A 16,751-nucleotide genomic window follows, 5' to 3' on the forward strand; every position below is an offset into this window, starting at 1 on the left:
CACCGTCACCACTTCGAAGGAGCCGAACCCATGTCCGCCGCCACACCCGCCCCGGCCGCGCCCCGGCCGCCGGCGCACCCGCCGACCCTCCCCGTTCCCCGTACTATGGCCCCACAGCACTATGGGCGAACGGGAAAGGCGGCAGGTATGCCGACACAGAAGCAGGCCGAGGACAAGAAGCCCTCGGTGAATAAGGGTCGAATCGGCGCGTACATGACGCCCGAGGAGGCCAGCCGGGTGCGCGCCGCGTACCAGAACGGTTGGCTGCAGGACAACTCCGGTAGCTTCTCCGACTTCCTCAAAAGCGTCATCATCGAGGCCGTCGACAAGCTCGAACGCGAGAAGAACAACGGCAACGAATGGCCGCCGGTGACCGCCGGAGCGGTGCGCGTCGTCACGCATCAGCAGATCGCCGACAAGCGCCGCGCGGCCGCCGAGGACTGACCACCGCAGCGCGCCCGGCCAACCCATCCCCGTCACGGTCACCACGGTGACCACCGCCCACCGTATAGCGCTATGTCGCCATAGTGGTATGTGCCCATAGTGTTGAAAGGACTGTCATGCCTGCCGAATTCACCCCCGTCGAACGCAAGCTGATCGAGTACGCGGCCGCCGACTACGCGGCCCAGTACTACGGCGGCCCGTTCGCATTCGGCGCCGACGACGCCGCCCGCTACGTCGCCGAAGGCCACTTGCGGACCCTGGTCTCCGCACATGGTTTGTCCCCGGTCGCGGCCGCCGTAGTCGAGCACCTGCACCAGCACCCGGAATTGCTCACCCTCAGCAAGGCCGACCGCGAGCGCGGCGCGCAACTGCGCGCCGAGAAATGGCAACGTCTGATCACGGCCGCCGGGCGTGCGTTCCAGGCCGCAGACTTCGAGCACGCCCGGCGCCTGGTCGACGACGCGGAAATGATCGACCCGTGCCGCAACGTCGACGGCTACCGCCGCAAGATCGACGAGGCCGCCGCACCGGTGCTCGCCGTGGTAGCTGGAGGCGAACGATGACCGTGGCACCGGTGCGGGTGCTGTCCGCCGAGGAGGTCGCGGCTCGCATCCGCCAGGAACTCGACCGACGATGGCCGGGAGTGGCCTTCACCGTGCGCAGCGGCCGCGGGCAGTGGCGGCATTGGGTCATGGTGACCTGGACCGACGGCCCGACCGAACCCGCCGTGCGCGAGGCCGTAGGTGACTACGAGGCCCTGGGCAGCGGCCACGACGACTCCGGCCCTGTCGTCTACGGCATTCACGCCGCACTGTGCACCCGTGAAGTCAGCGCCGCCGCGTACGGCCTGGTCGCCGAAGGGCTCGAACGTGCCTACCCGATCATCGTGCCGCGACAGAGCCCCCATATCGACTGGGACGCCGCCCACGCGGTGCGCATCGATCCGCCGATCGATATGCGCGGGCCGATGTTCGGACCGCTCGACGGCCTATACGCCAGCACCGAGCGCGAGCCGATCTCGGCCGCCCACGCAATCCGTACCGTCGCGGACGCCGTCGATCTGTCCGACGTCGAATTCGACGAGCCCCAGCCAGCCCACCACGCGAGCTGGCACGAAATGTCCACCCGTGCCCTACGTGCCGTCACCGGGGTTCGGATACCTCACCACACCTGGATCAGGTTTCCGGCCCGGTTGCATCATTCCGCTCACCGAGGGCGCGCGTGATGCACGAGCACGAGTACAGCGCGACGGAGGAGGAGGTCGGATGGTGGGCCGCCGCTACGAGGCCGGTCCACAGTTGGCCGCCGTTCTACGACAAAGGCGGATTTGAGTCGTTTGAGGCCGTGCACGCCGATCTCACACAGTCACTGCGTGCCCACGGCCTCACGCTGCAGCCAGTGGACGTCGCCAGCGACGACGAGCACAGCTACGAGTACCGCCTGATCGATGCCGCCGGGGTGCATGTGGGCCGAGCGTTCATCGTGCACGCCCGCTACACGATCGCGGAAATTCTCCGCATGCCCGCCGGCGAGATCTCGCCGCCGATCCCGCTTACGGATGATCCGCCGTTTTGAGTTCGATGTGTGCCCAAGGAGCACCCCATGACTACCGCCACCATTCGCCATCTTGTCGCGACCGAGCTTGAGGCGGCCGCGGCCGCCTATCAACGCGCCGTAGACGGTCCAGATCCTGCGATCGAGGCCGAGGCCGGCGAACGCTGGAATCACGCCTCAGCGGCCGCTGCAGCCCTTTTGCGGGCCGACCCTGACGCGGCCGCCGCCCGACGTCTGGCGCCCGGTGACCCTGTGCTGTGGCTGCACACCGCCGCGGTCGCGGTCGGCGAGCCGCTGCCCATCCTGGCAGCGAGGGTAATCACCGAGGCTCACCCAGACCCCGCCGACGATGCCACGCCCATACACGAGCCCTGGTATGTGGTCGAAATCGAGGACGGCCCATGGTTGGGGCCGACCGAGCGCACGGTGAGCGCAGGCGACCTCATCGCCCTACCGCCCACACCAGCCTTGGAGACCCGCCGTGCCGGATAACCTCACCCGGGCCCAGGCGTCGCCGGTCGCAGTCGACGAGGACCGCCACGAGCTCGCCGAATCGAGCCCCGGCGACGAACCGGCCGAGACCCTCGCCCGGTTGCGCGCCGCACTCGCGCAACAGCGGCAACGGGCCGAGCGCGCCGAGGCAGCGATCACCGGCGTCTACTTCCAACGTGCCTACCTCACCGCCTTGGTCGCGCAGCTGATCGCCGACCGCCCCGACGGCCGCCCGGCTGTGCTGGCCTACAACAGTGACGCCGACCCCGAGACCTGCCCGCCCGACTGGCCGCTGATCTATCTGGAGCTGCCCGGGGCCGGTCAAATCTGCTACCACCTCACCCCTGCACAGCTGCCGCTGTTCAGCCATGTCGAAACCGTCGCCCCCGACGATCCCCGCGCCCGATGGGACGGTGAGGACAAGAACACCCACCATCGGCGAATCCTCCAATTCATCGCCGCAAACCACCGCCGCACCAGCGCGCGGCACACACCGCCCCCACGCTGCCGCAGGTGAACACTCCTGGAAAGTGAGCCCGCCGCAATGTCTGACACACCGCCACCGATCCCGACACCGATCACCGCTATCCCGCATTTCGCCGAAGGCGCCCGCCGACGCGGCGACACCGATCGCACAATCGCTGTCGACGCACCGCGACCGCCGACCGTCAAGACCCCCGGCCGCACCGTGAACCAGTGGCTCGCGTCCGGCGAACTACTCTCCCTCGACACCCCGTGCGAGGAGTGCGGATGGTTACGCGACGGGGCGTGCCGGTGCCAGTAGCCGCACCGGTCGCACCGTCCGAAGCGAGCAGCCTAGCGCTTGCGGTGCGAAGACGACGGCGAGCCGGGACCGCATCACCGCAGCGCGAGTGCCGGTGCGAACGGTGCGAACTCCACTGCGACGCCCACGCATCACCACCCGCGCCCACGATGCGGGGCCGCCCCTGCACCGCCGCCGCTTCCCACTCCGGTCCCACCGGTGCGAGACTCAGGCTCGTACCCGGCCGGCGATGGCACCAACGCGCGCAGTCCCGGCAGTGCGAACACGCGATCGGCCAGCGCAGAACGCGCCCAGCCGCAGCGCTGAATATGCACCCAATGCCCGACCAGCCACAGCGCGACCCCGACCGCGAGCCACAGCGCCGCCGAGCCGAGCACCCACGGCACGAACAAGCCCAGCATCAGCCGCCACAGATCGCACACAATCAGCAGCGCACCGAGCCCCCGCGCCAATCCTGCCCCGAACGTCCACACGAACAGGCCGAGCAGTGCCACGGCAGCCAGCAGCGACACACAGAGCACGACGGCACCGAAGACGAGTAACACGGCAACCGCCCTCCCCTCTCTCCACTCAGCGCCCGACAAGACGCGGACGATCTCATAGTTGTACCTAGCGGTTCCGACAGGCCCGGGGTGCACCCTACGGGCCGCCGGAAGGATCGAACAACGACGGTTGCCCGCCGATCAACAGTGCCTGTCGCACCGCGCTGGCATTCCACCCCCCGGTCACGGCCGCGCGCAGCGCCCGCGACCGCGCGACGCGCTGGGCCCGAGTGAGGCCGTCGTGCTGCCAGACCGGCCGCCCGCCGTAGGAGCGCCCCCGCGCACCCATGGTGGTCAGATTCTCCTGTTGCGTGCCGAGGACCACGTGCGGGCGCCGACCGCCGACGGTCGCCGCGCGCACGCAAATCGGGTTGTCGCAACGATCATGCAGCGCGTACCACCCAGCAGCGACCGGGCCCACGTACAGCGCCACCGCGTAGCGCGGCGGCCGCACCATCACCTCCCGGCCCGTGCCCGGCATCAGCGGGAAGCGCCCAGAGTCGTCGCGACGTACCGCGAACCGCCCATAGCCATCGTCACCGATGGCACCGGTCCAGATCCAGCAGTCATCGGGGGCCGGGCCTCGAACCACCTTGGCCTCGAATCGCGCGATCTCGGCCGCGTCGCCGACCTCGAGACGCTGTGGAGCGTTGCGCGGCACCACTCGTGGCCCCATCCGGGTGCCACCGCACTACGACGCCGAGCCAGGCGCAGCCGCAGCCGCAGCCGCCGCGGGCGTGCCTAGCGTTTGCCGATCCTCCCCGGATCCCGGGGCCGGAGCGCTTTTCGCTGACTCATCGTGCTGTGCTTTGCCATCGCCCCGCGCGCCGATCGGTGTCACCGACGCCGGGACCGTGCTCTCGTCGGCCGCCGCCGCGGGCGTAGTCCTCGCGGCCGAGCTCGATGACGTCGTGGCCGGCGAAGGCGCGGCGCGCCGGAGTAGACGTTGGAGCTCGCCAGTTCCCAGGCCGGTCATTTCGAGCAGCTCCGCTTGCGGCGTATTGCGGTCCCGGATGCGCCGCAGGGCCGCGCCTTGTTCATCCAGGGCAGAGGCTTCTGCTTCCGTGTACGCCTTGTGTGCCGCTGCGATCGCCGCGTCGCGTTTGGCGGCCGCCGCGTCGATCTTGCTGCCGAGCACGTAGAACTCTTCGAGGTCCTTCGTGTTCTGTTCTTCGCGTCGCCGCCGAGCTTCCAGCGCGGCCGCCATCCGCTCGCGCGCGAGCTTGCGCGCCCCAACGGCCCCGGCGCCGTGCTTCTTGTCTGCCATGTCCCGAAATCCTCCCAATCGGCCTAGCGCTTCCCGACCCCTGTCGGGCGAAGACCGCCGCAGTTGGCGAGTTCGCGGCCGGTCGTTACGACAACGGTAGCCGATCTCGCAAGTCCTGATCCGGTCACGACGCGCCCACGCGTTCAAGTCCGAATCCCGGATCCAGTCCGGAGGAGCCGGACCGATTAGTACCCTCCACGGGCACTGTGGAGACCGAAAACTCGGACACACCTCTTGCACCATTGTGAATCTTAGGGTGCCCTAATTAGAAAATGGTCGCTATTCTTGGTTCTCATGATGACCATCCACGCGCTGCACGGCGGGGATGGCTATGAGTATCTGACACGTCAAGTAGCTACCGCGGACCGCGAACTCGCACGCGGCCAGGGCTTGACCGACTACTACAACGAGCACGGCACGCCGCCGGGTGTCTGGGCCGGACGAGGTGCCGAGATCATGGGCGTCTCGGGCGAAGTCAGCGAAGCGCAGATGCGCGCCCTCTACGGCGAGGGCATGAACCCGAATGCCGACAAGATCATCGCCGACCAGATCGCGCAGGGCGAAGATCCAGCAGCCGCGATCAAGGCCGCCAAACTCGGGACAGGCCTGTACCGGTTCAAGGGCGGCACAACCGAAATACAGACGATCTACGAACGGCGGAAAGCCGAGTTCGTCGTTTCCGAGGACCGGCCGCCGACCCGCGATGAGTGGCTCGAACTACGGACCGAAGCGGCGCGTGAGCATCTGACCAGCGAGCTGGGCCGGAAGCCCTCGCGCGACGAAATCACCAAGGCTCTCGGCGACGAAAAGCGTAAGGCGCGAGAGGCGGTCGTCGGCTGGGACTGCACGTTCACGCCACAGAAATCCGTCTCGATCCTGTGGGGGTTGGGCGACGACGAACTACGCCGGGCGATCTGGAAGTGCCACGAAGAAGCGGTGCACGAAGTACTCACGCGCATGGAGGACACCTACGCGCTTGCACGCCGCGGGCGTGGCGGGCAGCAGATCGTCGACACAGCTGGACTGACCTTCGCCAAGTTCCAGCACTACGACAACCGCACCGGCGATATGAATCCCCATACCCACGTCGTGGTCTCCGCGATGGTGAAAGGCATCAAGGACAACAAGTGGACCTGCTTAGACGCGCGACACCTGACCAAGGCCGCCGTGTCGCTGAGCTGCGAGTACAACGCCGCACTGACCGGAAAACTCAAGCGCGAACTCGGACTCCGGTTCGAAGAGAGAAGCCGTGGGCGCGGCAAGGAGCCAGTACTGGAAGTCGTGGGCGTCAGCGACGACATGATCAATCACTTCAGCCGGCGCGCCAACATCATGGCCCGCACAGAGGAGCTCGTCCGGCAGTACCGCCAGACCCACGGGCACGATCCGAGCAAGGCCGTGCAGATCAAACTTGCCCAGCAAGCCACCCTCGACACCCGCGAAGACAAGCCGCTGCCCAAGACGCTGCGGGAGATGATTTCCGAGTGGGATCAGCGCGCCGCCCAGCTTCTCGGCGACGGCCGAACCGGGCGCCAATACGCCGCCGATATCGTCCACCTCAGCCGCAATCCCGAAGCGCCACGTCCCTATGAAGCGACGAGAGTCGCCATCGAGATCGGCACAGCTCTGGGTGGCAAATCGGCAGTCCTGGCTACCGACGAGATGGTGCTACTCGACACCATCGATCAGGCTCTTGATCGCTGCATTCTCGGAGAGCAGATCACACGTGCCGATGCTGCTCACGAGGTCCGCCAGCTGCTGACTCCGTCCAACGAGAATCATCTGCTCGACGACCTGGACGCCGCCATCGCTGCCCGTGAACGCGCCGAGTACAACCCCGAGAAGATTGCCGTCGATGTCATAGAAAAGGTGTCGCGACGCCGCGCCACCTGGGCTGAGACTCACATCAGGGCTGCCGCCGAAGACCGCCTCGCGGTCTGCAACTTCGCCACCGACAACGAGCATCGAGCTGCGGTGGAACACGTGGTCAGCAGGGTGCGCGAACTGAGCATCCTGCTGACGGTGGATCCAGATGCTGCGGCGCCGAAGGCCATGGCACGCGCCACAGGCGAGAATATCTTCAGCGGCCCGGCATCAACGTCGATTCTCTACACCAACGAGGACGTCCTAGCTGCGGAGCAGCGACTGCAGCAGGCCGCGCAGGAACCTACTGCGGAGCTACTCACCCGCGCCGACGTCACCCGCGCGATCGCCCAAGTCGAGAAGGAGACTCGTGGTCGCACCCTGGGCGTGCGAACGGGCAAGGCCCGGCGTCTCCTGCCTGGGCAGCGACGCATCGTGGAGCACTTCTGCACGTCCGGTGCGAGGCTCGCAGTCGCCGTGGGGCCTGCCGGCACCGGCAAGACGACGGCAATGCGAGCGGTGGTGCGAGCCTGGCACAACAACGGCCGCACCGTGATCGCACTGAGCCCGCAGATGAGTGCGGCCCGAGTGCTCAGCGAGGACATCGGCGTCCCTGCACGAACAATCGACAGCTTCATCGCCCGCGCTCGCATCGGGGCAGATCTCGGTCTGCAGCGCGGCACCATGATCCTGGTCGACGAGGCTGGGATGGCGTCCACACACAACCTGGATGCGCTGCAGCGCATCGCCGACGAACACGGCGCAGTTGTGCGCTGGATCGGCGACCCCGCCCAGCTGTCGGCCGTCGAATCCGGCGGTGCGCTGCGCCTGATCGCCACCGACACCAAAGCCCCCGAACTCACCGAAGTCGTCCGCTTCAACGATCCCGACGAGGCCGCCGCCACCTTGGATGTGCGCAGCGGCGACGCCGAACGCGCATGGGACTTCTACGCTCGCCACGACCGCGTCACCTCAGGCATGGTCGACGAGCTGCGCGAGAAGATCCTCACCGCTCACCTGGACGACGTCGCCGCAGGAAAGACCAGCCTCATGATGGCCGGATCCGTCGCCGACGTGTACGCCCTCAACGGTGCTGCCCAAGCAGCGCACGCCCTGCGTGGCACCATCGACACCAGCAGCGCACGCGCCACGCTGGCCGACGGCCACAACGCCCACATCGGTGACACCGTGGTCACCCGCAAAAACAACCACCGCCTGCGCATCACCGGCGGCTCACGCGCTCGCACACCTGTCGACAACGGCGATCTGTGGAAAGTGCACGCTGTGCACGCAGACGGCGCACTCACCGTGGTCGGCGCCCGCCACCGCGGGCGGGTCACCCTCCCCGCCCGATACGTGCGCGACCACACCGAACTCGGCTACGCCTCCACGGTGCATCGAGCCCAAGGCATGACCGTCGACCGCGCACATCTGCTGATGAATGCGGTCCTCGGCCGCTCACTCGCCTACGTGGGTCTGAGTCGCGGGCGGGAACGCAATGCCATCTACGTCGCCACCGACGCCCTGCCCGATCCCTCGCTCGACCGGATCCCGGAAGAACCAGACAACGAACACGACGTGTTCATGCGCGTGCTCGCCCGCGAGGACGACAACCTCACTGCCACCGAGGTGATGCGCGCCGAACAGGCGCGCATCAGCGACCCGGCCCGCACCCGCGCCATGTACGAGCACGCAACCGAGTTGCTGTCGCGGGCCCGCGCGGAATATCTACTCGATCGAGCACTGCCGGTGATGCTGTTCTCCGAAGCCCGCCGCTCGGAAAACTTCCATCAGCTGCTCGACACGATCGGCATCGCCGAGTCACTCGGCATGGACAGCGCCGAGCTGGTCACCGACATCGCCACCCGAGACGGGGAAGACCTGGGCGAAAGCCTGATCAGCGCCCGCGATGTCGCCGCCGTCCTGCGCACCCGCGCCGATATCCGCATCGGCGCCTACATACAGAACTCCACCGTGCCGGCGACAGCAGCGGCAGGGGTCGAAACGCTGGCCTACTCCCCCACGCTCGACACCGAGGCGGTCACCGCCGCCATCGCGGCAACCAACACCGAAGACACCTTGGCGACCACCCAGCGCGGGGGCCGCTTCGTCGCCCTGCGGGACGCGCAACTCCCAGCGGTGCGCCCGATGCCCCCCCGCTACCCAGGCGTGGATGTCGAACTCGCCGAATTCGCCGAAGGCCTCTACGCGCGGCTGACCGGCACCGACATCGCACGACTGGCCGACAACCGGCCCACCGTCCCGGCCTCCGCCGCCGACAAGCTCGCCGTGCTCGACGCCTACGCCGACGCCGCCAGCCCGATCGACCGGCGCGCGAAGATCCAACGCGACTACGACCACTACATCCACGAGCTCGCTCACGAACGCGGCCGCTGGTTGCTCGACCGCGCGTTCCCCGTTGCGCTGGTGCATCAGATCGAACGCTCCCGCAGCTACGCGAGCCTGCTCGACACCCTCGCCCTGGCCGACGCCCACAGACTCGACACAGGCGCCCTCATGAGCGCACTCGTCGACAGAACAGACGGCGGCAGCGCGCTGATCACCGCCCGTGACGCGGCCGCGGTCCTGCGGGCCGGCGCCGACGAATGGATCGGCGAACACGCCGTCACCACCATCGACGCAACCGCCACAGCGCAACTCGATACGCTCACCGGCGAGCTCGACACCCATGCCGATGAGTTGACCCAGCTCGCGATCGACCGCAGCATCAGCGCCGACGTCCTTGCTCTCACGGCGCGGCCGCCACGGTGGCGGGCCCTGGACAATGTGGCGCCGCCGCGTGGCCTGGCACCCATCCCGCCTCAGCACCCGGGCATGGATCTGGCGATGGCCGACTACGCCGACGAACTGCGGCGCCTGCTGCTCGACCTGCCCGCCGACGCACCGGACTGGCGAGCCCGTGCCGCCCAGATCACACACCTCACCGACGTCACCGACCTGGACGAAGACCTCGCCGCAGATATCACCCAGAGCGCGACCGATCAGATCGGCGGCGAGCGAGTCGCAGAACTCACCGACGCAGCCGAACAACTCGCGCCAGGAGTCACGCAGGCCCCGGCCTGGCCAGCGCTGCGTGAGCGCTTGGCCGCGATCGATCTGGACGGCCGCGACCCAGTCGACGAGCTCGCCGAGGCCGTTGCGATGCGCGACCTCGAGGGAGTCGACGACACCGCCGCCGTCCTGGTCTGGCGCGTGGACCATCTCGACCTCAGCACCGCCACCGAACACGAAACCGACGCCACAACGTCGGAAGCCGGGTCAGATACCGATATCGACGCCGCAACCGGCATCGATCACGCTACCGAGGAACCGGATCCGGGCCAGGAATGGACCGAAGAGTTCACGCCCGAGCAGGGGCGGCCGGTCGAACTGCCGTACCCGGATTTGTCGCCGACTGATCGCGTCCTGCGTCTTCACGCCGAACTGGATGAGGCCCGCGCGCGGGTCGCGGAACTGTTCGAGCAAGTGATCACCCAAACCCATCCGCATCAGCTCGCAATCGAACCCAGAATCGCGCAAATGCGGCTGCGGATGGATGCGCTTCGGCCGTTGGTGCTCGCGGTACGCGACGCCCAACAGCAGTGGGAAGAAGCCGAATTCGATGCCATCACCGCCGAAGACACCTACCAGAGCGCGCTCCAGGCGCACCCCGAAAGCGCCGACGAGGAACTGATCGCGTCGGTCCAGCAGCACATCGATGCCCTGGGCGACGACCAGGCCGCGCTGCGGGCCCGGCTGACCGAGCAGCTCGAGACCTACCGCTCCGCCGCCACCGAGAACGCCGCCGACGCGGTCACCGTGAATATCGCACGGACCAAAGCCGACGCCGAAGCCGCGCGCGCTCACGCCGATGAACTCCGCGAGCAGCTGCGCAACGCCCACCACGAACTCGACACTGCGGCCGGCGGGGAGCCCGTTCCCACCGAGGACGAGGTCCACACCTGGCGCGACATGGCCGAAACCCTGGCCACCGACGAACTCAACGCCGCGCGCGCCGAGATGCGGCGACTGGACACCCTGCTGTTCCATGCCACACGCCAGGCCGCCAACGAGCAACACGCTTCCACCGGAATCCCGTTCAACCAAGCAGTGCGGGAGCTGGAAGACCGCTACCTGCACGCCGACACACCCCAGCAGGCCAGCACCGAGCAGACCACCGACGAGCAGCACACCAGTTCGGCGATCTCCGACAGCCAGGCAGCGTGGGAGCTGGACAACCGCCGGCGAGAGAGCGAGACCATCCGCGAGGCCGACACCGGGATCGGCGGCGACGACGAACCCCACATCGCCCCAACGGCACCGACCGAGCCGATCACTCACGACATCGACACCGAAAACACCATGGACAGCGAAGCCGCTGTCGACATCGACCAGGACACAGCCCCGGACGTCGAGCACGAACCTGCGGATCCGTCGGCCGCCCGAGAACAGCAGATCCTCGAGCAGATGCAGGCCGAGCCGCTGCGGATGCGCAGCGACACCGAGTTGGACAACCTGATCCGGAACCTGCGCCGCGCCGCGACCCGCCGCGACGACCCGACCACCTGGCAAGGGTTCGCCAACGCCCAAACACGCACCGAGCAAGTCCGCGCCGCCCACGCCCGACTACTCGAACAGGCCGACGCAATCCGGGCCGCTCAAGCCGCGCAGGCCGCCGCCGAGGACGCAGGTCGCGAACTCGGAACCGCCACCGCGGAAACCCACGCCGCACGGCAGAACCTGGCCGCGATCTCGGCGCTGCGACCAGGAGCGCGCCGCGAAGCCCAGGCGCATGTCGAGCGATGCGCCGCCACCGAGGAGCGTGCAAAAGAACAAGCCGCTGCCGCCAAAGCCACCGCCCGCGCCGCGATCGAGGCCGCCCGCGACGCCGGCGCCCCCCAACCGCAATGGGCCGCCCTGCTGGCCCGCGCCGACGACCGCACCGCACGGGCCGCCGAACTGGCAGAGGCCGAACGCGGCGACGCCCGGGACGAGGAGATCCGGGAACGGACCGCTCAACGCGCCGCCCAAGCAGCCCGTGACTTGGAAGCCGCGCTTGCCGAACGGCAACGCCGAACCGAGCTCTCACCGGTCGACGCGGCCGCTGAACACCGCATCCGCGCCGCGCACTCCCCCACCGAGACGACCCGCTCCGAGCTCACACAGGAGCAACGCGCCGCCGCCCAAGCCGAGCTCAACCGTCAGCATCACCGTGACCACGGCCCCGAACTCTGATCACAGATGGCTCAGGCCGGAATACTTTCGGCCTCGCGCCCTGCTAGCCCTCGCCCAGGACTGCGCGGGCCCGATCGGTGTCGTGGAAATCTGGAACGAATTCCTCCTGGAAGGCGATCTTGCGCTTGTACCAGTCCAGCGCGCCCTGCTTCGACATGTCCAGCGCCTCACCGATGCTCGTCCAGCTGTCCCCGGCCTCGCGAGCATCACGCATCACGAACCACCGGTAGCCAGTGAGCAGGTCGACCAGACGGCGGTTGGCCTCCAGCGCCTGGACCGGGGTCACCTCGGCGATCTTGGCGAGGCCGGACTCCAACACGGCTCGGGTCCCCTCCGGATCGTCGCCACGGGACTCCCCCTGATCGATCTTGGCGAGGCCGGACCGATACAGCTTGATAGAGCTGTAGGTGTGCCACACCGCTATCAGTGCGCGTACATCGCCGTCGGCGAGGACGGCTGAAATGTCTGTTCCCGCAGGAAGATAGCCCAGACTGTCGGTCTCGAAATACTGAATCCCCATACGACAAGTTTACTTGACGCTATCGAGTTCGACAAGAAAGCTTGACGCTTGACGAGCGCTGTGGCGATCCGTTTTCACGCTGCCGCTGACACGCCGGAACCCAAGAGCTCACTCCCCACTCGGTGGCCACCGCGGCGAAGGGCGATCCCGCCCGAACTCTGCACCACCCGCCAAAGTAGCGTTCGGACCTATCGATTGCTGCAAGTACGCTGCGATCTGTGGGAAGCGTGCCAGCACCGATGCTGGCGACCGCCGGGCGGCCGCCTACCGCCTCGGACCTATGGGCCACCGAGATGAAGTGGGACGGGATGCGCATCATCGCCGTCAGCCTCGGTGACCAGGTGCGACTGTACTCGCGTAATGGTCGAGAGGCGACGAGTTCATTTCCGGAACTTGTTGCGGCACTTAACGAAACTGCGCGCGGTCGCCAGTTCATCATCGACGGCGAAATTATTGCCCCGCAGTTGCCTAGCGGCATTCCATCGTTCAGCCGTCTTCAGCACCGGATGCACACAGTCCGGCCCCCGGCCGGACTCATTGCGTCAGTGCCCACACAACTGTTCGCCTTCGACGCTCTCTCGATCGAGGCCGATGACGTCACGAACCTGCCCTACGTCCAGCGCCGGGACCTGCTGGACGGTCTGGAGCTGAGCAGCGCTCTGGTCCGTGTACCGCCCTACTGGACCGACATCGCCCCCGCCCAGATGCTCGACGTGGCGGAAGAACACGGGCTCGAGGGAATCGTGGTCAAAAGGCTCGACTCGGCCTACCTGCCGGGCCAACGCTCCCGACTCTGGATCAAATCGGCACTCCGAAGAACTACGGATGTTGTTGTCGCAGGCTACTTCTCATCCAGTAGGCGACCGTCGGGACTGTTCGGCTCGCTGATTCTCGGTGGGCACACTGCCGAGGGCGTTTTCATCCATGTCGGGAACGTGGGTACCGGATTCAGCATGGCGCAGCGGCGCGTTTTGCAGGCCCGGCTAGACGAGATCGCCCAGGAGTCGAGTCCGTTCGAGACCATACCGCGGCTCGGCGCGAACGCCGCCCCGTCCTGGGTAGCCCCCACTCTCGTCGCCACCGTCTACTACCGCGAATTCACCACCAGTCTGCGCCACCCCAGCTGGGCAGGCCTACGCGCCGACCAAGATCCGCACTCGGCCTGCCCGACTGAAGTGGGTTGGACGGACGTCAGGCAGTGAAGCGGCGCCGGATCTCGGCGACACGGTCGGCCGCCATCGCGCCCCACCCGAGACGGATGATGATGGTGATGAATCCTTCGATGCTGTGAATCAGCGCTCGGACCTGGTCGGCTTCATCAGCGGTGGCCTTATCGGCGTGCTTGATCGCCTCCAGTTGCTTGCGGATCTTCACCACGACATCGGCGAAGGCATCAAGAATCGGGTTGGCACCACCTTCGGGAACCGCGCCACCATAGATGAAGCACAACGCTTCCGCGCGCTTGGTCGGCCAGGGCGTGCTGGATCGAAAATGCACGTATTCAGCACCGCTCCGGCCAGTGGCTTCGAGCCACTCCAAGACCTCGCCGTGGGGGAACGCTGTGCGCAGCATCCGATCGATCAGCTCGACGAGCGAATTGGCGGCCTGCGACACCCCGTCGACCGACTGATCAAGAGCGAATCGCGCGCCCTCCAGCTTGCGGCTGAGATCACCGCTGAGTTCGCCTAGCGCCTGACGTGTCGGCCCAGATGCCATCGCCCGCAGCTCGTCGATCAGCTGCGCGGCATCCGTAATGGGTTCCAGCGCCGTCGAGTCCAGACCCTCACCGAACTTCTCGGTGCGCAGTTTCGTCGATGCGGTGTGCAGACGCCGGACCAGCTCCAACGCGGTCACTGTCTCCTCGAGACCGAACATGTCGCAGATCCGCTCAGATCCGATCACGGACATGCAGTCGTCGAACGCCACCGCGAACGGCTGCAGCCGGACCGTGCCCCAGTCCACCACATCCGAAATCACCCTCATGTCCTCGCGGACCGCGACCGCGATCCGGTCGAAGGCGGCGGCGCCGATCAGCCGGCGCAGAAACCTACGCCACGTGCTGCTGTTGACCTTGGTGACTTGCTGCAGACGGTCTTCGGTGGCGAAGTCGGTGATCCATTCGGCCAGCGCGTGCCCGGCCTGCGGGCCCGGCTCGAGCCCGAGTTCGGCCATCGCCTCATCGAACCAGCCGAACCGGTCGAGCACAGGTCGCGGATCGTCGCGATCGAGGAGGGTATGCGCTGAGCACAGCATGATGTCCAGAGCGCCCAGTAGGAAGTGGTCGATGCCGAGGAGCTGTTGAACGCCCGGCGGCAGCGTTTGCAGCGCACGAGCCACCTGCGAGCGTGGCAAATCCGCGTACGAGGCGACCGGCGAGGTCGGCAGAACGATTACGGAAGCGGCGAGGGGTTCCTCGCCCTGGTTGTCGTCGGGATTCACGCTCGACTCCATTCCGGCCGCTCAGGGCCGTTTCCGGGACGCCGACGAGACGGCTGACAACCGGTGAGCGCAACTCCGCTGAAGATCACCCCGGTTCCGCCTGCCGCGGATCACGGGGTGACGTAGCATCGGGGAGTCCTACCAAGACATACCCGAGGCCCTGCTGGGAGTTCCGCTTCCGGCCAGGGCCTCGGCGTTCATTTGCAGGTGTTCCGTTCGGCGGCACTGTGCCAGGCAGGCCGTCGGGCTAAGTCTATATCTGGTAGGCGACATCTCAAGACACCACAGGATCTTGTGTCGCGGTGCCGAATGTCGCGTGCGATACGCCGCCGACTAGGCGGTGCGGCGGAACCGCTGCGCGAGCACATGAAGAATCGCGTCGCGGGGCACGGTGTCGTCGGCCGCCGCTTCGACGGCAACCCATTCGGAGACAAGCGCGTCGATACTCTCCCCGGCCTGAGCGGCACGCGCCTCGAGGCGCTGCATCACCGGCCATGGCAGTTGCAGCGTCACCGTCCGCGTCATCATCAACTCGGTCGGGTCGGTGAGCTGCTCGACCTCGACCGGTGCGGCCTCGAGGTCGGGGGTGAAGCTATCGATATCGAAATCGGGCCCGTAGGCCTGGACCAGCGCGTCGTGCAGCGCGGCCGTGTCATCCTTCGAACGGCTCATCGGTCTCGGCCTCCCATCGGGTGTATGCGTCCAGATTATCGCCCTGCAGCGGCCCAGCGGCGATTACGACCCCGTGAAACGGCGCATCCAGGTGGACCGCCACCAGGATCGGCCGTCCGGCGTCGGTCCTACCGGCAATGAGCGTGACGGTCAATTCGCTTCCCGTCGATGGGCGCGCCCACCGCCGGCGCGCTCTGAGCACCTGAAAGACCTCGGCGACCGTCACATCGCGCAACCGGGCAGCCGCCCAGTCGGGGATCTCGAAAGGCATGGGGGCACAGCCTACTTGGAGGCAGCGGCATTGAATCAGCCCAGAACCTTCGCCCACCGCTCATAGGCGGACTGATGGGCCAATCCCCGCAAGCCTGGTCGGCCGCCTCCCACGATGGTCGGATCGGCGAATTCCGACGTCGAATGTTGGCGAATTCCGACGTCGCCGACTTACGGCGTGCAGAGTAGGCGCATGGCCACGAGACGGCGTGCCCGTCGCTGTGCGGCCTGCAAGGCCCGGCTCCCTCGTAATGCTGATCCGCGCCGGCGGTATTGCGGCCCGGCGTGTGCGGCCCGCGCCTATCGAGCCCGCCGCCGATCCGCGGAGCGAGCCGAGATCCACCGGGTATCCATCGCGCTGATGGGCAAGGCAACTCGCCTCCAAATGCGGGGCGAACTGCCATGGGGCTGGAAGGCGCCGAACGTTCAATGCCCGGTCTGCGGCCGGGTTTTGTACGCCGGGGCCGATCGGCGAATTGACGCCCGCTACTGCTCTCAAGCCTGTCGCTCCAAGGCGTACCGCCAGCGCAAACATGACGCGGAGCCGTAGCGAGTCGGCCGATCTGCTACGGCTCCGCGTCATCGAAGTGACGCCAGGATTGACCGATTTACGACGCCAGAATTCGTTGACATAGCCACCACGATGCGCCCTGCTCGCGCCCGCCGTGG

15 protein-coding genes are annotated in these 16,751 nt (G+C 67.3%); 8 read left to right on the top strand and 7 right to left on the bottom strand.

What is annotated here, in order from left to right:
- The first annotated feature begins 147 nt into the window (after positions 1-147).
- From NA3_RS32155 to NA3_RS32180, 6 genes are all read left to right on the top strand, one after another.
- Positions 148-444 (top strand): ParB family protein, encoded by a 297-nt coding sequence (locus NA3_RS32155; RefSeq protein WP_040723211.1) that lies wholly within the window; start codon positions 148-150, stop codon positions 442-444.
- Positions 445-560: 116 nt separating this feature from the next.
- Positions 561-1,007: a hypothetical protein gene (locus NA3_RS32160; protein WP_062968155.1), complete on the top strand. Its 447-nt coding sequence runs from the start codon at positions 561-563 to the stop codon at positions 1,005-1,007.
- Positions 1,004-1,669: an LPD29 domain-containing protein gene (locus NA3_RS32165; protein WP_062968157.1), complete on the top strand. Its 666-nt coding sequence runs from the start codon at positions 1,004-1,006 to the stop codon at positions 1,667-1,669. The genes NA3_RS32160 and NA3_RS32165 overlap by 4 nt, the downstream gene beginning before the upstream one ends.
- The gene (locus tag NA3_RS32170) at positions 1,669-2,019 is read left to right on the top strand and encodes a hypothetical protein (protein WP_062968159.1); all 351 of its coding nucleotides are present in this window, start codon (positions 1,669-1,671) and stop codon (positions 2,017-2,019) included. The genes NA3_RS32165 and NA3_RS32170 overlap by 1 nt, the downstream gene beginning before the upstream one ends.
- A gap of 27 nt (positions 2,020-2,046) precedes the next feature.
- Positions 2,047-2,490 carry a hypothetical protein gene (locus NA3_RS32175; protein ID WP_062968160.1) on the top strand — a complete coding sequence of 148 codons (444 nt, stop codon included), beginning with the start codon at positions 2,047-2,049 and terminating at the stop codon, positions 2,488-2,490.
- Complete coding sequence (locus tag NA3_RS32180) at positions 2,480-3,007, top strand: WDGH domain-containing protein (RefSeq protein WP_062968163.1); 528 nt, start codon at positions 2,480-2,482, stop codon at positions 3,005-3,007. The genes NA3_RS32175 and NA3_RS32180 overlap by 11 nt, the downstream gene beginning before the upstream one ends.
- Before the next feature lie 398 nt (positions 3,008-3,405).
- On the opposite strand, the gene NA3_RS32190 is transcribed toward NA3_RS32180, so the two are convergent.
- From NA3_RS32190 to NA3_RS32200, 3 genes are all read right to left on the bottom strand, one after another.
- The gene (locus NA3_RS32190; protein WP_062968167.1) at positions 3,406-3,819 is read right to left on the bottom strand and encodes a hypothetical protein; all 414 of its coding nucleotides are present in this window, start codon (positions 3,817-3,819) and stop codon (positions 3,406-3,408) included.
- A 94-nt stretch (positions 3,820-3,913) separates the two neighbouring features.
- The gene (locus tag NA3_RS32195; protein ID WP_062968169.1) at positions 3,914-4,492 is read right to left on the bottom strand and encodes a hypothetical protein; all 579 of its coding nucleotides are present in this window, start codon (positions 4,490-4,492) and stop codon (positions 3,914-3,916) included.
- 15 nt (positions 4,493-4,507) lie between these two features.
- Positions 4,508-5,083 carry a hypothetical protein gene (locus NA3_RS32200; RefSeq protein WP_062968171.1) on the bottom strand — a complete coding sequence of 192 codons (576 nt, stop codon included), beginning with the start codon at positions 5,081-5,083 and terminating at the stop codon, positions 4,508-4,510.
- Positions 5,084-5,377: 294 nt separating this feature from the next.
- Here NA3_RS32200 and mobF point away from each other — a divergent pair, with 294 nt between their 5' ends.
- Positions 5,378-12,181 carry a MobF family relaxase gene (gene mobF / locus NA3_RS32205; protein WP_062968173.1) on the top strand — a complete coding sequence of 2,268 codons (6,804 nt, stop codon included), beginning with the start codon at positions 5,378-5,380 and terminating at the stop codon, positions 12,179-12,181.
- Positions 12,182-12,224: 43 nt separating this feature from the next.
- Here the strand turns inward: mobF and NA3_RS32210 are convergent, their stop codons facing one another.
- The gene (locus NA3_RS32210; protein ID WP_062968175.1) at positions 12,225-12,701 is read right to left on the bottom strand and encodes a hypothetical protein; all 477 of its coding nucleotides are present in this window, start codon (positions 12,699-12,701) and stop codon (positions 12,225-12,227) included.
- Positions 12,702-12,919: 218 nt separating this feature from the next.
- On the opposite strand from NA3_RS32210, the gene NA3_RS32215 reads away from it, so the two are divergent.
- Positions 12,920-13,903: an ATP-dependent DNA ligase gene (locus NA3_RS32215; RefSeq protein WP_227995673.1), complete on the top strand. Its 984-nt coding sequence runs from the start codon at positions 12,920-12,922 to the stop codon at positions 13,901-13,903.
- On the opposite strand, the gene NA3_RS32220 is transcribed toward NA3_RS32215, so the two are convergent.
- The 3 genes from NA3_RS32220 to NA3_RS32230 form a co-directional block, all read right to left on the bottom strand.
- Positions 13,893-15,140 (bottom strand): hypothetical protein, encoded by a 1,248-nt coding sequence (locus tag NA3_RS32220; RefSeq protein ID WP_128145835.1) that lies wholly within the window; start codon positions 15,138-15,140, stop codon positions 13,893-13,895. The two genes, NA3_RS32215 and NA3_RS32220, sit on opposite strands and share 11 nt — an antisense overlap.
- 333 nt (positions 15,141-15,473) lie before the next feature.
- Positions 15,474-15,812, bottom strand: a complete 339-nt coding sequence (locus NA3_RS32225; protein WP_062968182.1) for a hypothetical protein — start codon at positions 15,810-15,812, stop codon at positions 15,474-15,476.
- Positions 15,793-16,083 carry a hypothetical protein gene (locus NA3_RS32230; RefSeq protein WP_062968184.1) on the bottom strand — a complete coding sequence of 97 codons (291 nt, stop codon included), beginning with the start codon at positions 16,081-16,083 and terminating at the stop codon, positions 15,793-15,795. The genes NA3_RS32225 and NA3_RS32230 overlap by 20 nt, the downstream gene beginning before the upstream one ends.
- Positions 16,084-16,751: the final 668 nt, after the last annotated feature.

Origin of the sequence: Nocardia africana NBRC 100379, from assembly GCF_001612635.1 — a bacterium.
Lineage (GTDB): Bacteria > Actinomycetota > Actinomycetes > Mycobacteriales > Mycobacteriaceae > Nocardia > Nocardia africana.